This window comes from Nostoc sp., assembly GCF_036917275.1.
GTDB lineage: Bacteria > Cyanobacteriota > Cyanobacteriia > Cyanobacteriales > Nostocaceae > Nostoc.
This window is the reverse complement of record NZ_JBALDF010000006.1, coordinates 1-18610: the sequence shown is the minus strand read 5'-3', so window position 1 is coordinate 18610 and position 18610 is coordinate 1. Positions and strand designations below refer to the sequence as shown.

The window sequence follows — 18610 nt, the reverse complement described above, 5'->3', positions numbered from 1 at the left end:
AAGTCAATTAGCGATAAAATTTGAATACAGTGAAGTTAGTAAGGTTATTTACAATGGATATTTCCCTCAAACCTGAGCATGAGCAGTTTATTCAATCCCAAATTCAAGCTGGGAGATATGCTAATGCAGAAGAAGTGATGAACGAAGCATTCAAATTGCTACAAGTACGAGAACAACGTTTGGAAGAACTCCGGCAAAAAATAGTGATTGGAAAAGAACAAATTGCTAGAGAAGATGTTACAGATGGTGAGATAGTATTTGCTCAACTACAAGAAAAAATAAATCAAATTGCTAAGTCTCAAAAATGAGTAACTACTCTTTTTCTGATGAAGCCGTCAAAGATTTAAATACTATTTGTGAGTATATTGCCCAGGATAGTCCCAGTGCTGCTAGTAAACTTTTTGATACAATTCGCCAGAAATGCAAATTAGTTGCTGGATTTCCCAACATGGGGAAAAGTTATGAGCAATTATCTGCGAATCTACGGGGATTTAATATTGAAGAATATATCATCTTCTACTATCCCAGAGAAGATGGAATTGATATTGCCCGTGTCATCAGTGGATATAGAGATTTGGAATCACTGTTTTTAGAATTAGAGTAGAAATAGCTATAATCTAACTGTACTGGCTTCTCTGCGCCTCTGGAGTTCTTTAAAAAAAGCGTAGGCAGTTCGCGCAGCGTTCCGCAGGAAAGCCTGCCGTTGGCGTTCGCGCAGCGTGTCGCAGACAAGCCTCTCGTAGAGAAGGCATCGCCAGCAAAAGACCACCGTGCGATCGCCTCTTCTTCCTTTGTGTCTCAGTCTGTTTATGGTTCGTTAATAAATAATCAGGTAACTGAGATAAACCAGTTGTAAGACGCGAAAACGTAGTGATGTTATACAAAACACCCCACTTCACATTAGCCTCAGCCAAAGTGAAATGAGGTGCTTTTATTATCGGTAATTAAACAGACTTTAAAATTAATCCAATGACTTGCCAGCCTTACTTAAAAGCTTACCCAATCTTTGAATTGGCCCCTTAAATCCCCTTGGGGCTTCAGTTGCAGCTTGTTGAGTTTGTTCGCCCAATTTTGTCAGCACCTCGGCAAAGTCAGCACCTTTGGCGGTTTTGCGCTTCAAGAGTTGCTTAAGTTCCTTAAGTCCATTAGCAACTTCTTGGAGATTCTCGTTTTCAGACTTATGCAATAAGGTGTACCACGTATCAATCGCACCTTGCGCCGCCTCCGGTTCAATTTTAGTCAAGTCTGCTTCAAGGGTTTCTATTACTGATTCTATGTGTTCAATCTGTTCGCGGTCTTCCCCCTTACCTAGTGAAACACCTATATTGCGAAGTTGCTTACCCAACTTCTGTAGCGGAGTTTTTAGTTCCTTATCAGTATCAGAAGCAACATTACCTGTTTGCTCACCAATTTCAGTTAGCACTTCACCAATTTCATGACCTGTGGCTTTACCACTTTTCACTAGTTGCTTGAGTTGCTTGAGGTTATCGGCAATTTCTTTAATTTCTGGCTCTTTAGCTTTGTGTAAATAAGTATACCACTCATCGATTAAGCCAGTAGCAGTTTCGCTATCAAGAGCAGTCAAGTCTCCTTCTAGTGCAGAAAGAAGTGAATCTAAATCCAAGTTATCAGCTTTATCAACTTTTTTAGCTGCTGTGCTTTCTTTCTTGGCAGCAGTCTCCCCTTGTTTACTACTGGATTTTTGTTGAGAACTCATGGTGTAATTTCCGTAACAAAATTAAATAGATGTACAGGTATCACTTTATAAAGACTCTGCGGAATTGCCCTCATTCTTAAGTAAGACTTATGCACTATGTAAATCTATCTAAAATTGTGTATATTAATAGGAATCAAACCTTTCATACCTTTAGTGAAAGCCCAACAACAAGTAGTATTCATTTTTTCTGTAAGCTTTCCTACAAGAGTAGCTGTTCTCGAAGCTAGGGGCTGATTGTAGCATAAGTGTACAGCTATATTGGCACGTACTTGGAATCTTTCTAGCATCTGGATGTGACAATCAATGATACTAGCTTGATATATATCAGCCATTGCTTTAATCCGACCTTGCTGATATAGTCCAGTAAACTCAGTAGCAAAGCAGTGGTCACGCAGTTTGGCTGCTAGTGCCGAGCCCCATTCTGCTCCCACATCTTCATGGATAAATTCCCCTTCCCATCCTAAATCAGGATAAAAACGAAATACACTAACCCGATCAGTTTTCAGAAGTTGGCGCACTTCAGTGACTGTAATTTTAAAGATGGCGTCTATGTCTAGAGACTCGCGAATGCGGGCAATAACTCCAGACAAGGCTTTTTGTTGCTCATTCTGATGCAGGGAGAATGTCATATCTGAATGAGATTCTTACTGTTCTGAATTTGGTTCTATGGGTTGAGTAGTAGAGGAGTTTTCCATTCCCAGTAGGACTTTAAATATTGAAAGTCTTCTATATCATGATTCCCCTAGCGATCGCAAAGGTAACAGTTATTTCTTCTGAATCCTATAAAAAACAGTGTAGGGACACGATAATATCGTGTCCCTACAAAACATTTTTCAACCACGAGAAAATTATCGCCGCTTGGGAGTGGCGCTGCGGCTGGTGCGTTTTTCTTCATCTCGGCGACGGCGATCGCGCCAATCTGCCAGGGTTAAATAACCAATACCACCAGTGACTACTACGAGCAGCACTACAGCAAATAAAGCCAAAATACTCAAAAATGGACTTTCTACCATGCCTCTACAGTCCGTTACGTCCCCAGACTACCATTGCAATTGACCAAGTAAACACAACTAAAAGTGATACCCAACCTAGTGTCAAAATCTCCATAGTCCCACTTTTCAAATAATTACAAAAAGTTTCTAATATTTATCATACTGGTAAAGGGCAGGCTGAGATTTTTTTATCAATGACATTGTAAGTTTTGCGGGCGATGTCTGCGACGAGCGTAGCTGCCGCAAACCAGACACCATCTTTTATTTATACGCTAGGACTTTACGTAATCAGAAAAACTAATATAAAAAAGTAGCGATCGCGCTTTTGTCCTTAATGGTTTGGGAATACTAAGGTTATGGGTCTATATTTCAAATCCAGCAACCCCTAGTATTATGCCGACATTTTTCAACTATCTTTTCCAGTCTAACGGTTTTATTCCCCACGGACATTGTTATCTTTGGCAAACTGGATTAGTTTGGCTCCACATTATTTCTGATGCCACGATCGCTCTTGCCTATTATTCTATTCCCTTCCTACTAATTTACTTTATTTCCAAGCGCAAAGACGTTCCTTTCAATGGAGTCTTTTTGTTATTTGGTGCTTTTATCATTGCCTGCGGTACTGGACACTTGATGGACATTTGGACGCTTTGGCATCCAGACTATTGGATTGCAGGTGCTTTAAAAGCTTTAACTGCCATTATTTCGATATATACGGCATTTGCGCTATTTTATCTCATACCTCAAGCTTTGACACTACCCAGCCCAGCCCAGTTAGAAGCTATCAATCGAGTGCTTTCAACTGAAATTGTCGAACGTAAGCGCATCGAGAAACAACTACGCTTTGCAGAGGAAGTCGCTCAAAACTCCAGTCAAGCCAAGAGTGAATTTCTTGCCAATATGAGTCATGAACTACGCACACCCCTGAATGGTATCCTGGGCTTTACACAAATTCTCCAACGCACAGAATCTTTGACCGAAAAAGGACGCAAAGGAGTTGGCATTATTTATCAATGCGGTTCCCATTTACTAACTCTAATTAATGATGTTTTGGATCTCTCCAAGATAGAAGCCCGCAAACTAGAATTGCATCCTGTTGATTTTTATTTGCCTGCCTTTATAGATAGCGTGACTGAAATTTGCCGCATCCGGGCAGAACAAAAGGTGATCGCATTTCACGTCGAACTCGATCCTGATTTGCCAACGGGCATTCATGCTGATGAAAAACGTTTACGACAAGTACTGATTAACTTGCTTGGTAATGCCATTAAATTTACTCATCAAGGTAGTGTCACCTTCAAAGTTCAGGTCGTTAGCCAAGAATCAAATGCCAATGGACAGACTAACTACAAAATTCGCTTTCAAATAATAGATACCGGCACGGGTATAACCCCTGAACAAGCCGAGAAAATCTTCCAGCCCTTTGAGCAAGTGGGAAATCAAAAACAACAATCTGAAGGTACAGGCTTGGGATTAGCAATCAGCCAAAAAATTGTTTTGTTGCTCGGTGGTAAAATTCAGGTAGAAAGTGAATTTGGTAAAGGTAGCACTTTCTGGTTTGAGGCAAAATTACCAGAATCTAAAGACTGGGCAAAGGTTTCCAGAGTGGTTGAACAGGGAACCATTATTGATTATCAAGGACAAAGGCGCACCATTTTGATTGCGGATGACAGATGGGAAAACCGATCAGTAATTGTAAATTTACTAGAGCCAGTTGGGTTTACTGTCGTAGAAGCTAGTCAGGGCGAGGAAGGATGGGAACAGGCTCTAACCCACAAACCAGACTTGATTATCACTGACCTAGTGATGCCTATATTAAATGGATTTGAGTTGATAAATCGTTTGCGTGAGTCTGAGCAATTTAAAGAGATTGCGATCATCGCTTCGTCAGCAAGTGTGTTTGCAATCGACCAGCATAAGAGTATTGATGTAGGTGCAAATGTATTTCTACCAAAGCCTGTAGAAGCCGAAACGCTTCTAGAAATGTTGCGGCAATTTTTGCAAATAGAATGGATTTTTGACGGTAAGGTAGACGCAATTAAAAAAATCTATACAGCTAGTTCGGATCAACCTAATGAGATAATTTGTCCTGCCAAAGAGGTTTTACAACAGTTACTCGAACTGGCACAAGACGGTGATATTCAAAGCATTTTAGAAATAACTCAACAACTTTCGGTAGCTGATGAGCAATTAAGCATTTTTACCCAGCAAATCGTCCAGCTTGCTAGTAATTTTCAACTAAAACGTTTGGAAAGTTTTATTCAACAATATCTCAACTAATTGGAGTCGAAATTTACTTTTAAATCAATCATGAAAAAAACCCAAAATAACGGATTTATTTTAATTGTGGATGATAATCCGACAAATTTATCTGTCCTGTGTGAAGCGCTCAATAGTGAGGGTTTTCGTTTCCGTGTTGCAGTCGATGGAGAAAGTGCGATCGCCCAAGCTGAACGCAATCAACCAGAGTTAATTTTGCTGGATGTACAAATGCCGGGTATTGACGGATTTGAAACTTGTTGTCGCCTCAAAGCAAATCCTATTACCCAAAATATCCCAATTATTTTCACCACTGCCTTAGCGGATACGGAGAGTAAAACGAAGGGATTTTCCCTTGGTGCAGTAGACTATATACCCAAACCGTTTGCACAAGAGGAAGTCATTTCTAGAGTGCGCGTGCATTTACAACTCAAACAATTGACTGAATCTTTGGAACAACAAGTCAGCGATCGCACCAAGGCTTTGCAAAAAGCCCAAGTCAAGCTGGTTCAGCAAGAGAAGTTATCGACACTTGGAGAGTTAATTGCTGGTATTGGACATGAAATCAACAACCCCATCAACTTTATTTCTAGTAATATTTCACCCTTGCAAGGATACATTGCAGCAGTAACCGAGTTGCTCCTACTGTATGAACAAGAGTATCCAAACCCAACAGCCAAAATTACTACTGCTATTGAGGACTTGGATCTGAACTTCGTTCTCGAAGATATGGGAAAAATCTTGAACTCACTCCAGCTAGGAAGTGAACGAATTCGGAACATTTCTAATTCACTTCGCAACTTCTGTCGCTCGGATAGGGATACCAAAATATCTGCTGATTTGCACCAAGGACTAGATAGTACGCTAATGATTTTGCAACACCGCTTCAAGGCTAATGGCGCTCGTCCCCGCATTGAAGTTATTAAAAATTATGGAGTATTACCACAGGTAAAGTGCTATATTGGGCTGATGAATCAAGTATTTATGAATATTCTGGCAAATGCAGTTGATGCTGTTGATGAAGCTATAACACAAGGCAAAATGAGCAATCTAATTCCTCAGATTAACATTGCAACAGAAATAGATTTTGAAGAATTGATTGTAATTCGGATTGCTGACAATGGGATTGGTATTCCTGAACGACTTAAAAAACGCTTGTTTGAACCGTTGTTTACCACAAAACCCGTTGGTAAAGGTACTGGACTTGGCTTGGCGATCGCCTATGAAATAGTTGTAGAGAAACACGAAGGTATATTAGATGTGAATTCTCAACCTGGTGTGGGAACCGAGTTTATTATCAAAATTCCCACATGAGAGCAGCATTTAATTAAAAAACTGCTCTAGCATTTATTATACGAAGACTGGGAAAGAATTTTCCCAATAGCCAATCCCTAATTTCTATATAGAGTGAACGCAATTTTAAATTCTCAATTAATGGCAGAACGCCTAGAATCCCTCAAAGCTGGAATAATTGGGGGATTATCTGTGTGTTTCGCTTTTGCAATTGCTAGTCTGTTGAATACTTTAGTACTGGTAAAGTATTTTCAGACACTCGCATCTCTGCAAAGTGATCTTAACTGGCACTTGTGGGTGAGTGGTGCAGTTGCAAGTTTTACTGGTTTCCTATTTGGTGTCACCTACCGCTATATCATTCGCTCTGATAAAAATCCCCAACTCAAAGCCGGTGGTGTGCTGGCCTTTGGCTTGGTGCGGGGATTAACTCAGATAGAACTTGGGTGGAATTATAAGAGCACAATTTGGCCTTTTTTTGTATTGGCTTTTGAAAGTGTATTGTGGTTTGGAATAGCTGCGATCGCTGTTAATATCGCTATTCAACTCCGTTGGGTTAAACCTTTTTCATCAATCTAAATTCTCTTTCCTTAAGTTATTATTTAGTGAAGTAAAAACATGGCTAGAAAATTTGTCTTGTCAGCATAATAGGAGCGCACAAATGTGCGTCACTACAGGAGGTTGTGGTTCAAATAGATTGAAAAAAACTATAAGCATTGCAACTTTGTAGCATGTATATTATAACTGATTTGCAAATACTCATTGTGTAAGGTTAAAAAATACGTAAAAATAATTATTGATACTACTTTTGAATCTCTATTATTTAATATGAAAACGAAAATATCCCACTATTATCTGATAGTCGATTTGGAGGCTACGTGCTGTGCTATTGTGTTGACAAAACTCTTTATTTTTAAATATAATCTTAAAAAAATAAAATTTAGCATAAATTTATAAATAAAACTTGATTATATATGAGTCTTTAAAATTTTAAAATCGCCCTTATTAGAAATATAAATATCAAAAAGTATGGAAAATTAAAGGTATTTATAGATTAGGTTTATCTGTACTTTAATTAAATAAAAATCACAATCCAGTTGTCAGGATCTCAATTTTTCATGTTGACAAGGTTTCAATTATAGGTTTAGCAAAATAAAACTTCAGCTATATCTATCAAGAGCTTTGCTTGTAATTTTAAGTTATATACCTAAGAAAATAAATTAGATAATGGACTTATAACTAGATATTTGCATGTTGTTACAGTGTATTTAGAGATATTCTTAAAAGTTTCTAGGCATTAAAGCTATGTCATTTTTAAGTTATATTTATTACAAAAGTTGTGAATGCAATTATTTTGTTGCATTTAGTAGAGCTTTTTCGCTGAAGATGGGGCTTTTGAAGTGCGTTAAGTGACCCCATGCATTGGCTGTGATTAATTCTATTATCTTGAGTATTTTCGCTGGAATTACTTGACAACTAAGGTAAGATATATAATTGGCTTGATTGGGCTGTAAAACAACAGTACATGATTAGATTACAAGCCAAATAATATTGATTTTGAGGCTACAATTTATGATCAGGTTTTGGCGAGAAACGATAGTTTTTTTCTTCACAACAATTGTGCTGACAATTTTGGTAATTTATTATAAGCCAGTACTAATAGCTGAGGCACAATCTTCTATACCAACACCAACGGTTGCTAGGTCATTTTCCTCTGTAGCTTATCCTAATAGGGCACTAAGTGCTTTCCCCGCACAGCTACCACCATTGCCTTATGCTTACGGGGCACTAGGAAAAGCTATTGATGCTGAAACAATGAAATTGCATCATGACGCGCACCATGCTAGCTACGTCAAGAACTTAAATGATGCATTGAAGCAGTATCCAGATTTGCAAAAAAGAAGTGTTGAAGCTTTACTATTGGATTTGAACAGCGTACCTGAAGATATTCGGACAAAGGTACGTAATAACGGTGGTGGTCACCTCAACCACACGATTTTTTGGCAACTTATGAGTCCCGAAGGTGGTGGACAACCATCGGGAGCGATCGCTCAAGAAATTAACCAAACTTTTGGCAGTTTTGATGCTTTTAAAAAACAGTTTAACGCAGCGGGTACGGCTCGCTTTGGTAGTGGTTGGGTTTGGTTAGTACGCAATCCTCAAAATCAACTCCAGATCGTGACCACAGCAAATCAGGATAACCCGATTACGGACGGTTTATATCCGATTATGGGTAATGATCTATGGGAGCACGCTTATTACCTGAAATATCGCAACCGTCGGGCTGAGTATTTGACTAATTGGTGGAATGTGGTGAATTGGCCACAGATTAACAGGCGATACCTTCGGTAAGCTTTGCTAACGCAACTTTTATCACAACAACCTCGTTAGCAACACTATCAAGAACATCAAACCGCTTATAGAAATCTGTACAAAGCTACCTATAGAGGTAGCTTTGTTTGAGGTGGGGTATAAATCCCCTTATGTAACATAATTACGGATTTTTAAAGAGCGGTGTTTGTAACGGACTATGCATAGTAGAACAATTAGCAATACAAGCGCTTTGATCATTGATGGCTCCACTACCTTCTTCACTTCCGTAGGGGTTTTAGGAGTAACATTACATGGAACTTCAATGATCTGTGTGTGATCAGAACCATTACCACTGGGAGTCAAATCACATTCGCCTTTGCTCGTGAGAGACAAAGGTGTAGGTGTATTTCCTGAAGAAACAGATGCTTGAGCTGAAGAACTATCCCCATTTAGTAGTATAAGCAGAATTAAAGCAAGACCGCCAATTCCGATTATTGGCCAGAGTGGAAAGGAATTAGAACTGTCTTGTACCAAAACATCTCCCATAGCGTCAGGGAAAGTATCGAGTCCCATAGCTTCTCCCTCCAACGCTAGTGGATTGTCACTTAGTAAAATATCTCCTGGGACATCTTCTCCCAAAATCTGACTAAATTCTTGTGGAATCGCGTTATTGGGGCGTCCGAGTTCCCCACCATCTTCGGAGTATGGAAAGGATAGTACTTCAAAAATCTTCTGTTGGAGTTGGTTTGAATTTCCAGAACTCAATGCATCCAAGCCTGTTGAGATTTTATTTAAATAGAAATTCGTCATCTCTGGCGACAGACCTAGAGACTGAATCTGTTCCTTAATGTTGGAAATTTTTGAGGCTTCCTCAAAGAGCAGTCGGCCGTATGACAACTTCAAGTCTAGTAATCCACTACGGAGGCTGACCGAGTTATTGGCTCCTGAGTATGGGGACCAGTAGAACTGCTTGGTTACAAGTCCGAGTCCTTCTACTGGATTGCGACCAACAGGTTGTCCAAGAAGGTATTGAGAACTATCCATGATTGCGGGGGATTGGTTTCTCCAAAATGAGGCGTAAGGCACCGCAGAGAGATTAGGATTGTTACCGTAAAAGCTAGCGAAATTCTGAAAGTTTTTCTCCCCACCAGCTGCTCGGATCAAGAGGTTTTGATAGCTAGTCCCGTCGTTTAACTCTACTAATCGTTGGATTACCGATCCAGTTTTATTGCAGGTCAGACCAAATCCCACATCACATCCAGGAATAACTCGCATCTGGCTCAGATTCTGGTTATTGATTTGGTACTGGAGATACTCAGACTCCAGTCCTTGTTGGATACCATAGCGTCCAATATTGAGCTGTGCAAAAGCAGACTGACACGTAGTGAGTACTACTGCAACAGATGAGAATGCGATGGTCGCCAAGCGAACCGTCTTCTCTACGAGACGCTCCGCGAACAGCATCTCAATTCTCTGAACAATTGATTTAGACATAGATGCACCTCCACTAAATGACAGCAATTTCATTGGTTGTTCACGTCCCTCTTTCAGTCCGTGAGAAGTCGATATAAATAGCTCCGTAAATTCAACGGGTCACACCAATACCGCAGACTCATCAAGTCTGTGAACAGCGTTCTTATCCTTGGTAACTAAAGATTAGGGATTGAGGATTGGGAGAAAATTTTTTCCGAGTTGGGTGAGGTTTGAATCCCCATCTATACCCATTTCACTCCCCAGTTCAACTCTTAGGTAAAGAAATATTGAGCGTGATTCCGGTACCTTTGAGATTTCCTGATGAGAGTGTGTGATATAAGACCAATCCCCGGTTTGGTTGATCGAAAAGAAACCCACGACGTGTGGGTTTGATCTTCCCTTGCTTTACTAAGGAAACGAAGGCTTCTAAATACCTACGTATACCTTGACGGTTCTCTTGAGTAGTATTCATATGACGCTCAATCAGCATCATAAAGAAGTTCAAGCTACGATTTTCCTGCCCCTGAATCAGACTACCCTCATCTAGGAAAGAACTTGCTATGAGCCTGCCATCAACTTGTTTAACTTTAAACAGAGTAAAGTAACGCCCTTCTTTTTTAGGATCGTTCGCATAACAGACCCAAGAACCCTCTTGATTCTGTGTAAAACCCTGTTCAGCAAGGTAAGAAAGCAAAGAATTACTTGCTTTGGTTTGTGGTGGAGGTAATAAATCCTCAATGGGATCTAAAGAGCAAATCCTCTGCGTTGTTTTCCGTTGAGAAACAGCAGGAGCCTCCTGGGTATAGATAGGCAGGGGCTTGTTATCAGACATTGCCATACTAGACATCGCAGTAAACGCAGATATTTGGAGAGCGATCGCTCCAAATAAACGAACAATGATATTCATATTTTTCCTGTTACTCTTTTACGTTGTTAATAATCGAGTTGTTACTAAATCAGAATTGATCTAGCAGTCCTAAATCATTTGCTGAATTTAAGGTTTTCCTCATTTGGTCGAGGGTAGCTTAAGTTTTCACCAATCAAATAGAACTTTTATATATAGGTGACTAAGCACAAAGAGAATAAATATCTAAATAAAACACACAATATTAATGTCTTATTGTTAAGACAAATTGGGCTTTTTGATATTTTTACATATACAAAAAACAATTGACATTGTGTCAAAATTTTTTATTTCTTCTTGTTAATTTGTTGCCATTGTTAAGAGGCTTTTATACCTTCTTAGCCGGCTATCATGATTCCTAAACAAGGGCTTTGTTAGCTATTTAGTGCCTTATCTAAGCAGATTTCCAAAAGCTCTGTGCCTTGTGCTTTGGCGCTTTTGGTGGTTTCCTGGGTGGATTGAATAATTTTTTGTTTTCTGGAGGTAGCACACCTAACTAGCTGTTTCAGCATGGTTATAACTTGATGTATAAAATAATATCTCCTGATAATAAAATAATATTACCATGAGCTTGAGACATGCAACACTATTGTGGACAGTTGTCAAAGTTGTACACCGTAAATTGTAACCACCTCTTCATTAAATTTCATGGCAAATAGCTGAAATTCAAAATCAATTTACTTATACATCACTAGTGTTTAAAAATTTAGTACTCTTGATCTTAAATGAGGAATCTACTGTATTAAATAATTTTTTTTTTAATAATTATACGGATAAATAATATATTCTTATTGCTGGATAAGTCTGATTGTCTGAACTTTAGAGGCTCTTTCATGCTTAGAGTCTTTGTTTCGTTGCTTATTTGCAATTATTTTCTCAAGAAAGTGAAAAAAGAGGATTGGCTCCGTGTACCTCTAAAGAAGCAATGCCATAACTAAGGGAAAATAGTTTGCTAACGTAAGCTGTCAATAACTGATGCACCCAAGGCACATCGCCAATTACTAGCGTTCTTTTGCCCGTGCGAGCCAATAGCATTATGAATTTATTTGCCCAACGTTGGCAAGACTTGATTGGCTACATGCCTGTTAAAATTTGCTTTCCAGCTTTGGAAGGTTTAGAGTGGAGGATTGTTACAGGATGTGACTCTAAAAATAGCGCTTGGTCTGATCACAACGGCGGTAACTGGGCTGTTTTACTGTGGTTTTTTGCTGCTGCGACACAGAAAACAGATCGAACAGAACTTGCCCAAGCTGCGATCGCTATTGCCGAAAGGCGTTTATTTAAGCGATAAATTCCCAGAATGCTACGATGGCCACAATGGTCGTTTGATTGGCAAAGAAGCCAGAATTTATCAAACTTGGAGCATTGCCCAATTGCTGGCTGCTAAAAAGTTCCTAGAAAATCCAGAGTATTTGGAATTAATCAGCTTTGCAGAGGGTCTTGAAGGTCCAGGCTGTAGCCTGTAGGTACTGAATGCCCCACAGGCAGGGCTTCTACCCCGAATATGATCTAGCCGTTGTAGTTATACAGGATGCCTCTGCTAACTAGTACCGCAACTCTTGGAGACGCTACGCGTAGCTTGCTTTTCCAAAGGAGTACGTAAAAGTAACTTAAAATTCTCAAATACCGGATAACTGATACACTATATTGTAAGAGGTATCTGAAGTGTCATACTTACTAATATCATCAGATAGTCTTTGCATAATTAACACGTTTTAACGTGTATCAACCATGAAAATTACTTCAGATTTAATTCCAGAATTTGAAAAACTATTCCGAGAAAAATTACAACTAAATAATTGTAAACTCAGAAAGAAAAGACAGGAGAATAATTATGAAATTATTACTCCAGCTAAAGACATTTTTTTGATGTATTGGTCTGAATTCCCAGAAGTTAATTTAATATATCAAGCTGTAGGGGTACGCACTCAGCAGACTGGAGTTTATGAGCGAGCTATCCGCTCCCACATTAATTTTTGTATAAGTAGTATCAAGGATAATCCTAGCTCGGAATTACCATTATTGGTGAAATAACTAATACTTAGATAACACAGAAAATATTTACTAATCTCTCGCCAGTTTTATTATATAACTGACGAGAGTTTCTCACAGAAAATCTGAATCAAGTCATTTTTGGATTTTAACCCCGCTAAGATTTGGGTGTAAGCCGAGATTTCTAGTCATTGATGTGCTTCGGCGATCGCCCTGTGGGATGGCTTGTCCAAATCACTGACTTACTAAGTTCAAAGCTTGTGTGATAGTTCTATTAGACGATGCTTTTGGCAACCCCTCTGGCAACCCCTCTGGTGTATGCAATTGGTAGTTTTTACTTAATCGCGATACCTACGGTAAGCTACGCTAACGCCTAAAAGTGGATGAAGAACAAGCGCGATTACAGCAAGCGATCGCAAGAATTGAACCAGTACAGAGCGATATCTACGGTAAGCTACGCTAACGCTTAAAAGTATAGAACCGCACGCCCAGCAGCAGCTTCAAATTTTCAGCAAGTGTTATCTGGTCTTGAACGAATGGCACTAAGATAAGTCCAAAGTCTTGTGTTGCCTCGTTAAGAGCCTCCAGGCTGGGAAACCATTGTGAGAGGCTCCGCCTCCTCTTTGTTAACGAGAGGCAGAGCCTCTTGGAACTCGTTCCCAGTCTGAAGAGTGGGAACAAGGTTACACAAGCTTTTCGGCTTTTCTTAGTGCCATTCGGTCTTGAACATTCCGCCGTGGTGTACTAGTTATAATAAGACTTACGCAAAAATTGCCAAAAAGCTTAATTTATCGAACCGCCAAGACGCCAAGAACGCCAAGAATCGTAGAGTGTGCGTAAGTCCTATATAAATAAGTGCATCTACACTCCGATCGCAAAACCCGCAGATGTCACTACCCAAAAGTTAATTAGTTTTGCACCCGATAACTGGGTGAAATGAGTAATTATTTAGATCACTGACCTGACGGGGCTGCTTCCTCTACTGGACGGATAATCGCAGGGGCTGATGTAACTTCTGGTTTAAAAATTCCCTGCAATGCTTGTTCTAATGTTTGTGCCATGACAATCCGGTTTTCGTAAGCCACGACTACCCGCACCAAAGTTGGCAGACTGTTCTGTTTGGCTTCTAGATAGATTGGCTCGACATACAGCAGCGATTGCTCAATGGGAATTACTAGTAGATTACCTTGAATGGCTCTCGACCCCTGGCGATTCCAGAGGGAAATTTGCTGGGAAATTACTGGGTCTTGGTTAATCCGCGCCTCGATTTGCTCTGGCCCGTAAATCAGGCGTTCCTTAGGAAAGACATATAGCACCAGCCTACCGTAGTTATTGCCATCCGATCGCGCCGCTAACCAAGCGATTAAATTAGTCCGTTGTTTGGGAGTATAGGGTAGAAGCAGGATAAATTCTTCTCTACGAGAGGCTGCACCAACAAAGGTTACATTCGGTAGACTAGTAATCAAATAGTACGGCTCTACTGGACGGGGTTCACTGCCATAGATTTCGTTGGGAATTTGCCACTGGTCTTCCCGATTGTAAAATACCTGGGGATCGGTCATGTGGTAGGTCATCAACCGCTCAGATTGAATTTTGAAAAAGTCCACTGGATACCGGGTATGACTGCGGAGATTGACTGGCATTGTACTGAGCGGTTTGAACATTTTGGGAAATATCGCTGACCAAGTGGCAATGATCGGATCGCTTGGATCGGCAATGTAAAACTTAACAGTGCCGTGATAAGCATCAATCACTACTTTGATAGAATTGCGAATGTAATTGATCCCATCGCTACCTGTGTCTGAGTAAGGATAGCGATCGCTCGTCGTGTAGGCATCAACAATCCAGTAAAGATAACTGGGATTACTTGGGAAATCTTGATTAGCAGTAGCAGCTACTAAATAGGGGTCGCTGTCAAATTTCAAAAACGGGGCGATCGCTTCAATTCTTTGCTTGACATTTCGTCGAAGTAGCACCTTTGTATTTGGCAAAAAGTCCTGCGTCAGCACCATCTGCCAATCTTTCAAATACATCGCAAATAGCCAGCGTCGCCATGCTGAACCGATTTCAACGCCACCCAGACCATCGTAATAGTTATAAACATTGTCGCTACCACTAGGGTAGTCTAGCTCTCTAGCTCTTGTGCCTGTCATCACATAAGTATTAGTAATCTCCCCGTAATAAATCCGGGGTTGACCAATGGGAATACTGTCACGAATGGCTTGATTAGAAGTTGTGAGGGCGCTACTATCACCGCTAATATCTTTGACAAAATATTCTGGAAGCCCACCTGGCCCAACTATATTAACTGGGTTAATAGTAAATCCAAAACCGTGGGTATAAATTAAACGGCGGTTAACCCATGTTTGAGCTTCCTGTGGTACAGCACTGTAGTCTAATTCTCGTGCAGCAATCAGTACCTGCTGCCGTTCTGCTGGTTCAACTGGTTCTGGTAGCTTTTGGGAGGCTGATGGTTGGCTGACATCGGTTTTGAGAATGTAGCGGTCAATATCGGCATCGGGGAACCGATAGTAGGGGCGAATTTGTTGCAGCTGACGGTTGGTTTCTAACAGTGGCCGCTCATCCCACAGGCGAATATTGCGAATTGTCAAGTCATTCTTTTGAATATCAGCTTCAGTCAATGTTCCTTGCGGGTTGAAGGTTCTAGCATCGATCGCTTCTAAATCGAATGCTTGGCGAGTCAAGGCGATAGTCCGCTGAATGTAGGGTTGCTCTCGTTGCAACTCATTAGGTTGGACAATTAAATATTGCACCACAGTCGGTAGAACAACCTCAGCTGCTACAACTAGAACTAAATATACCCCTAACCCGTAAAACACCAAGGGACGATACTGAGATTTAGGTTTCCAGAAAAACGTTCGCCAAAGGAGGTAAAAGGCGATCGCTACTGCCAGGATGCACAAGACGGTGTAAGCTGGCAACTGGGCTGTCACATCCGTATAGCTGGCACCATAACTGACTCCACGGGTAGAATACACCAGTTCATAGCGACTTTGCCAATAACTCAGAGCTGCTACCAGCATTAATAAGCCACCCATACCGGATAAATGACGCTGCTGCTGGGGTGAAAAACCAGGGAAAATTCCCTGACTCAAACTGTCCCCTGACAGGAGATAAGTGAGAGTAACGGCGACAAAGCCATACAAACATAATCCCATCAGCCAGAGTTCTAGCAGTTCCCAAAAGGGTAAGGAAAATATGTAAAAGCTGATATCTTGACCAAATAAAGGCTCAGTGCTGTTGAAAAGGGTGGGGTGGAAATATTGCAGCACCTTTGGCCAGTGTTGAAACAGGATGAAGGCAAAAATGGGACTGAACAAAACTGCGATCGCAGTGAGTAAAAATTGGGGATAAATTAAGATTGCGATCGCTACTCCCACAATTAAACCGAGATACCAGACTTGAGAGACAATTTGCCTCAAGAGTTGCCAGATTATCTCTGGTCGAAATAGGGCGGGAATGGCTAGACTAGCGTTATTAACTGGAGAATGCCAGTAGAAAAGAGCAATTTTACTATAGTGAGCCAGGATCAACCCGATCAACAAGCTCAATACCAGAGTTAGGGGTAATAACCAGCGCAATCTCAATGGTTGAAAAAGTTGTGGCGCAAGTGTCCGGGTTTGGTTGCGTCTTGGATAATCAGGACTGAGAAAATTTGTTAATGCACTGCCCAGTTCTGCTTCCTTACGCCTGACTTCCTCAATCTTCAAAGACTGAGGATATTTTAGCCGTTGTGCTAGAGCCAGATTTAGCAGTAGATAGGCAGCAGTTATCCCAGCCACCACTACCCACAAAATACCACGAGTCACCACCCTTAGCAGAAATACTTGGAGATAGCCGACTTCCTGAAACCAAAAAATCTCTGCTCCCAGTCGGGAACCCAGATCCAAGAGTAGCCACAGCCCCAAGAATATAATTAATAGTCTAAAGCTCCATTTCCAATACATTGATATGTAATTTTACCCCCCTAAAAGGCTTTGGGAAGTCCAGCTTGTTTCAAAACTCCGTTGGCGGTATGGCGTGATTTGATGGTTCCGTCTATAACAAACCGACGATCTGTAATTGGACTGTACCAAATTTCATGATCTCCTTTGCCTTGCTGTTCAAAGTAGCACCTAACTTCTGAAAGCATCTTTATTCAACTCAAGATTTAACGACGCACCCATCTATGAAGCCACCTTAATCAACTCTTGTCGATGGCTGGTTAACTCAAAGGTGATAGAACCCACATCAGGAGGGACAATTTTGTTAAGAATGATCAGGTCTGGAATTATTTCTCGCAGCTTTTGCGTTAGAACCTCAATCGTAGAAGCTTTTGTTATCAATCCAGGTACGTCATCACTAGTTGCTACCCAAACTTCTGCATCTGAATCCCAAAATGCTTCAACTTTAAATGTGATTTGTGCCATCATCGAGTGCTTACAACGTAGTTCCAGTTTAGAATATTCGAGTTCTCAGGGTAAACGTAGACGTATTATTAGATATTAAGCTATGTCAATGACGGGCTACGCTATAGCAATTATCGTTTACCTGAGTACACCCGTAGGGGCACGGCATTGCCGTGCCCCTACACCTCGTGATGTAACGTTGTACTGCATCTGAATGGGAACCGCTATAACGCGAATTCATATTTATGACGTAGTTCGTGCTTAGAACTCGGAAGTTTGTGCTTAGAACTTGGCTGTTCGTGCTTAGAACTCGGCCGTTTATGCTCGAAACTCGGAAGTTCGTGTTCAGAACTTAGAAGTTCGTGCTCGGAATTCGGAAGTTTGTGCTCGGAACTCGGAAGTTTGTGCTCGGAATTCGGAAGTTCATGCTCGGAACTTGGCTGTTCATGCTCAGAACTCGGCCGTTCATGCTCAGAACTCGGAAGTTCATGCTCCGAACTTGGATCGCATTTCTAATTTACCAAGCGATGTCTACGACGGGCTATGCCTACGCCTTACCCTCTACATTTAAGCTTAGTATTATAGCAAGCGATGTTAACGACGGGCGTAGCTGCGGCATTCATCACCTACACCCCTGCTCCTCTGCTCCTGTGCCCCCCTGCTTCCCCTCTCCCTACTGCCTTGGACACACCTTAACCGCATTCGGATGGCTAGCCAAATAATCCTTAAGCCAACTGCAACCCTGCGCTAATAAATCATCAAGATTCAGATTCCACAATTTGATTGTCTTGTCACTACTGGCGGAAGCTAAAGTTTTGCCATCCGGGCTGAAGACGACGCTGTTGACATAATTGCTATGCCCACTCAGAGTGGTAATTTCTTTGCGCGTGTCGAGATTCCACAATTTGATTGTGTTGTCACCACTGGCGGAAGCTAAAGTTTTGCCATCCGGGCTGAAGACGACGCTGTTGACATAATTGCTATGCCCACTCAGAGTGGTAATTTCTTTGCGCGTGTCGAGATTCCACAATTTGATTGTGTTGTCACCACTGGCGGAAGCTAAAGTTTTGCCATCCGGGCTGAAGACGACGCTGTTGACATAATTGCTATGCCCACTCAGAGTGGTAATTTCTTTGCGCGTGTCGAGATTCCACAATTTGATTGTCTTGTCAGCACTGGCGGAAGCTAAAGTTTTGCCATCCGGGCTGAAGACGACGCTGAAGACCGTATTACTATGCCCACTCAGAGTGGTAATTTCTTT

18 protein-coding genes and 2 pseudogenes are annotated in these 18610 nt (G+C 41.0%); 10 read left to right on the top strand and 10 right to left on the bottom strand.

Going from position 1 to position 18610, the window contains the following annotated elements; genetic code table 11:
* Positions 1 to 53: 53 nt before the first annotated feature.
* The 3 genes from V7K35_RS01705 to V7K35_RS01695 all read left to right on the top strand — a co-directional run bounded on the left by V7K35_RS01705 (position 54) and on the right by V7K35_RS01695 (position 856).
* Positions 54 to 308 (top strand): type II toxin-antitoxin system ParD family antitoxin, encoded by a 255-nt coding sequence (locus tag V7K35_RS01705; RefSeq protein WP_335075848.1) that lies wholly within the window; start codon positions 54 to 56, stop codon positions 306 to 308.
* On the top strand, positions 305 to 604 hold the full coding sequence (locus tag V7K35_RS01700; protein WP_335075846.1) for a type II toxin-antitoxin system RelE/ParE family toxin: 300 nt from the start codon (positions 305 to 307) through the stop codon (positions 602 to 604). The genes V7K35_RS01705 and V7K35_RS01700 overlap by 4 nt, the downstream gene beginning before the upstream one ends.
* 99 nt (positions 605 to 703) lie before the next feature.
* On the top strand, positions 704 to 856 hold the full coding sequence (locus V7K35_RS01695) for a hypothetical protein (RefSeq protein ID WP_335075844.1): 153 nt from the start codon (positions 704 to 706) through the stop codon (positions 854 to 856).
* A 105-nt stretch (positions 857 to 961) separates the two neighbouring features.
* On the opposite strand, the gene V7K35_RS01690 is transcribed toward V7K35_RS01695, so the two are convergent.
* The 4 genes and pseudogenes from V7K35_RS01690 to petN all read right to left on the bottom strand — a co-directional run bounded on the left by V7K35_RS01690 (position 962) and on the right by petN (position 2824).
* Positions 962 to 1717 carry a hypothetical protein gene (locus V7K35_RS01690; protein ID WP_335075842.1) on the bottom strand — a complete coding sequence of 252 codons (756 nt, stop codon included), beginning with the start codon at positions 1715 to 1717 and terminating at the stop codon, positions 962 to 964.
* A 242-nt stretch (positions 1718 to 1959) separates the two neighbouring features.
* A pseudogene (locus tag V7K35_RS01685) lies at positions 1960 to 2346 on the bottom strand (GAF domain-containing protein); the annotation flags it as partial.
* Positions 2347 to 2565: 219 nt separating this feature from the next.
* Positions 2566 to 2730 (bottom strand): hypothetical protein, encoded by a 165-nt coding sequence (locus V7K35_RS01680; RefSeq protein WP_298909391.1) that lies wholly within the window; start codon positions 2728 to 2730, stop codon positions 2566 to 2568.
* A 4-nt stretch (positions 2731 to 2734) separates the two neighbouring features.
* On the bottom strand, positions 2735 to 2824 hold the full coding sequence (petN, locus tag V7K35_RS01675) for a cytochrome b6-f complex subunit PetN (RefSeq protein ID WP_012408302.1): 90 nt from the start codon (positions 2822 to 2824) through the stop codon (positions 2735 to 2737).
* Positions 2825 to 3102: 278 nt separating this feature from the next.
* On the opposite strand from petN, the gene V7K35_RS01670 reads away from it, so the two are divergent.
* From V7K35_RS01670 to V7K35_RS01655, 4 genes are all read left to right on the top strand, one after another.
* A complete protein-coding gene (locus V7K35_RS01670; protein ID WP_335075840.1) occupies positions 3103 to 4989 on the top strand; it encodes an ATP-binding protein in 1887 nt (628 codons plus the stop codon).
* A 30-nt stretch (positions 4990 to 5019) separates the two neighbouring features.
* Positions 5020 to 6282: a sensor histidine kinase gene (locus V7K35_RS01665; RefSeq protein ID WP_335075838.1), complete on the top strand. Its 1263-nt coding sequence runs from the start codon at positions 5020 to 5022 to the stop codon at positions 6280 to 6282.
* A 120-nt stretch (positions 6283 to 6402) separates the two neighbouring features.
* The gene (locus V7K35_RS01660; RefSeq protein WP_335076185.1) at positions 6403 to 6837 is read left to right on the top strand and encodes a hypothetical protein; all 435 of its coding nucleotides are present in this window, start codon (positions 6403 to 6405) and stop codon (positions 6835 to 6837) included.
* A 993-nt stretch (positions 6838 to 7830) separates the two neighbouring features.
* Complete coding sequence (locus V7K35_RS01655; RefSeq protein ID WP_335075837.1) at positions 7831 to 8610, top strand: superoxide dismutase; 780 nt, start codon at positions 7831 to 7833, stop codon at positions 8608 to 8610.
* 129 nt (positions 8611 to 8739) lie between these two features.
* Here V7K35_RS01655 and V7K35_RS01650 read toward each other — a convergent pair whose 3' ends face one another.
* Both V7K35_RS01650 and V7K35_RS01645 read right to left on the bottom strand, forming a co-directional pair.
* Positions 8740 to 10065 (bottom strand): hypothetical protein, encoded by a 1326-nt coding sequence (locus V7K35_RS01650; RefSeq protein ID WP_335075835.1) that lies wholly within the window; start codon positions 10063 to 10065, stop codon positions 8740 to 8742.
* Between the two features lie 244 nt (positions 10066 to 10309).
* On the bottom strand, positions 10310 to 10951 hold the full coding sequence (locus tag V7K35_RS01645) for a hypothetical protein (RefSeq protein ID WP_334793139.1): 642 nt from the start codon (positions 10949 to 10951) through the stop codon (positions 10310 to 10312).
* A gap of 1024 nt (positions 10952 to 11975) precedes the next feature.
* Here V7K35_RS01645 and V7K35_RS01640 point away from each other — a divergent pair.
* Positions 11976 to 12414, top strand: a pseudogene (locus tag V7K35_RS01640) (glycoside hydrolase 100 family protein); the annotation flags it as partial.
* A 265-nt stretch (positions 12415 to 12679) separates the two neighbouring features.
* Complete coding sequence (locus V7K35_RS01635) at positions 12680 to 12982, top strand: hypothetical protein (protein WP_334793140.1); 303 nt, start codon at positions 12680 to 12682, stop codon at positions 12980 to 12982.
* A 911-nt stretch (positions 12983 to 13893) separates the two neighbouring features.
* On the opposite strand, the gene V7K35_RS01630 is transcribed toward V7K35_RS01635, so the two are convergent.
* From V7K35_RS01630 to V7K35_RS01620, 3 genes are read right to left on the bottom strand one after another with little or no spacing between them, the layout of a single operon-like run.
* On the bottom strand, positions 13894 to 16908 hold the full coding sequence (locus V7K35_RS01630) for a UPF0182 family protein (protein ID WP_335075833.1): 3015 nt from the start codon (positions 16906 to 16908) through the stop codon (positions 13894 to 13896).
* Positions 16909 to 16928: 20 nt separating this feature from the next.
* Positions 16929 to 17093: a type II toxin-antitoxin system HicA family toxin gene (locus V7K35_RS01625; protein ID WP_335075831.1), complete on the bottom strand. Its 165-nt coding sequence runs from the start codon at positions 17091 to 17093 to the stop codon at positions 16929 to 16931.
* A gap of 34 nt (positions 17094 to 17127) precedes the next feature.
* Positions 17128 to 17373, bottom strand: a complete 246-nt coding sequence (locus tag V7K35_RS01620) for a DUF1902 domain-containing protein (RefSeq protein ID WP_335075830.1) — start codon at positions 17371 to 17373, stop codon at positions 17128 to 17130.
* A 412-nt stretch (positions 17374 to 17785) separates the two neighbouring features.
* On the opposite strand from V7K35_RS01620, the gene V7K35_RS01615 reads away from it, so the two are divergent.
* Positions 17786 to 17920 carry a hypothetical protein gene (locus V7K35_RS01615; RefSeq protein ID WP_335075828.1) on the top strand — a complete coding sequence of 45 codons (135 nt, stop codon included), beginning with the start codon at positions 17786 to 17788 and terminating at the stop codon, positions 17918 to 17920.
* Between the two features lie 102 nt (positions 17921 to 18022).
* On the opposite strand, the gene V7K35_RS01610 is transcribed toward V7K35_RS01615, so the two are convergent.
* Positions 18023 to 18610: WD40 repeat domain-containing protein (locus V7K35_RS01610; protein WP_335075826.1), on the bottom strand; the 588-nt coding region annotated here is incomplete at its 5' end.

Coding starts and splice junctions, on each gene's coding strand:
- V7K35_RS01705 (WP_335075848.1), top strand. CDS start 54: ATGGATATTTCCCTCAAACCTGAGCATGAGCAGTTTATTCAATCCCAA.
- V7K35_RS01700 (WP_335075846.1), top strand. CDS start 305: ATGAGTAACTACTCTTTTTCTGATGAAGCCGTCAAAGATTTAAATACT.
- V7K35_RS01690 (WP_335075842.1), bottom strand. CDS start 1,717: ATGAGTTCTCAACAAAAATCCAGTAGTAAACAAGGGGAGACTGCTGCC.
- V7K35_RS01680 (WP_298909391.1), bottom strand. CDS start 2,730: ATGGTAGAAAGTCCATTTTTGAGTATTTTGGCTTTATTTGCTGTAGTG.
- petN (WP_012408302.1), bottom strand. CDS start 2,824: ATGGAGATTTTGACACTAGGTTGGGTATCACTTTTAGTTGTGTTTACT.
- V7K35_RS01670 (WP_335075840.1), top strand. CDS start 3,103: ATGCCGACATTTTTCAACTATCTTTTCCAGTCTAACGGTTTTATTCCC.
- V7K35_RS01665 (WP_335075838.1), top strand. CDS start 5,020: ATGAAAAAAACCCAAAATAACGGATTTATTTTAATTGTGGATGATAAT.
- V7K35_RS01660 (WP_335076185.1), top strand. CDS start 6,403: ATGGCAGAACGCCTAGAATCCCTCAAAGCTGGAATAATTGGGGGATTA.
- V7K35_RS01655 (WP_335075837.1), top strand. CDS start 7,831: ATGATCAGGTTTTGGCGAGAAACGATAGTTTTTTTCTTCACAACAATT.
- V7K35_RS01650 (WP_335075835.1), bottom strand. CDS start 10,065: ATGTCTAAATCAATTGTTCAGAGAATTGAGATGCTGTTCGCGGAGCGT.
- V7K35_RS01645 (WP_334793139.1), bottom strand. CDS start 10,951: ATGAATATCATTGTTCGTTTATTTGGAGCGATCGCTCTCCAAATATCT.
- V7K35_RS01635 (WP_334793140.1), top strand. CDS start 12,680: ATGAAAATTACTTCAGATTTAATTCCAGAATTTGAAAAACTATTCCGA.
- V7K35_RS01630 (WP_335075833.1), bottom strand. CDS start 16,908: ATGTATTGGAAATGGAGCTTTAGACTATTAATTATATTCTTGGGGCTG.
- V7K35_RS01625 (WP_335075831.1), bottom strand. CDS start 17,093: ATGCTTTCAGAAGTTAGGTGCTACTTTGAACAGCAAGGCAAAGGAGAT.
- V7K35_RS01620 (WP_335075830.1), bottom strand. CDS start 17,373: ATGATGGCACAAATCACATTTAAAGTTGAAGCATTTTGGGATTCAGAT.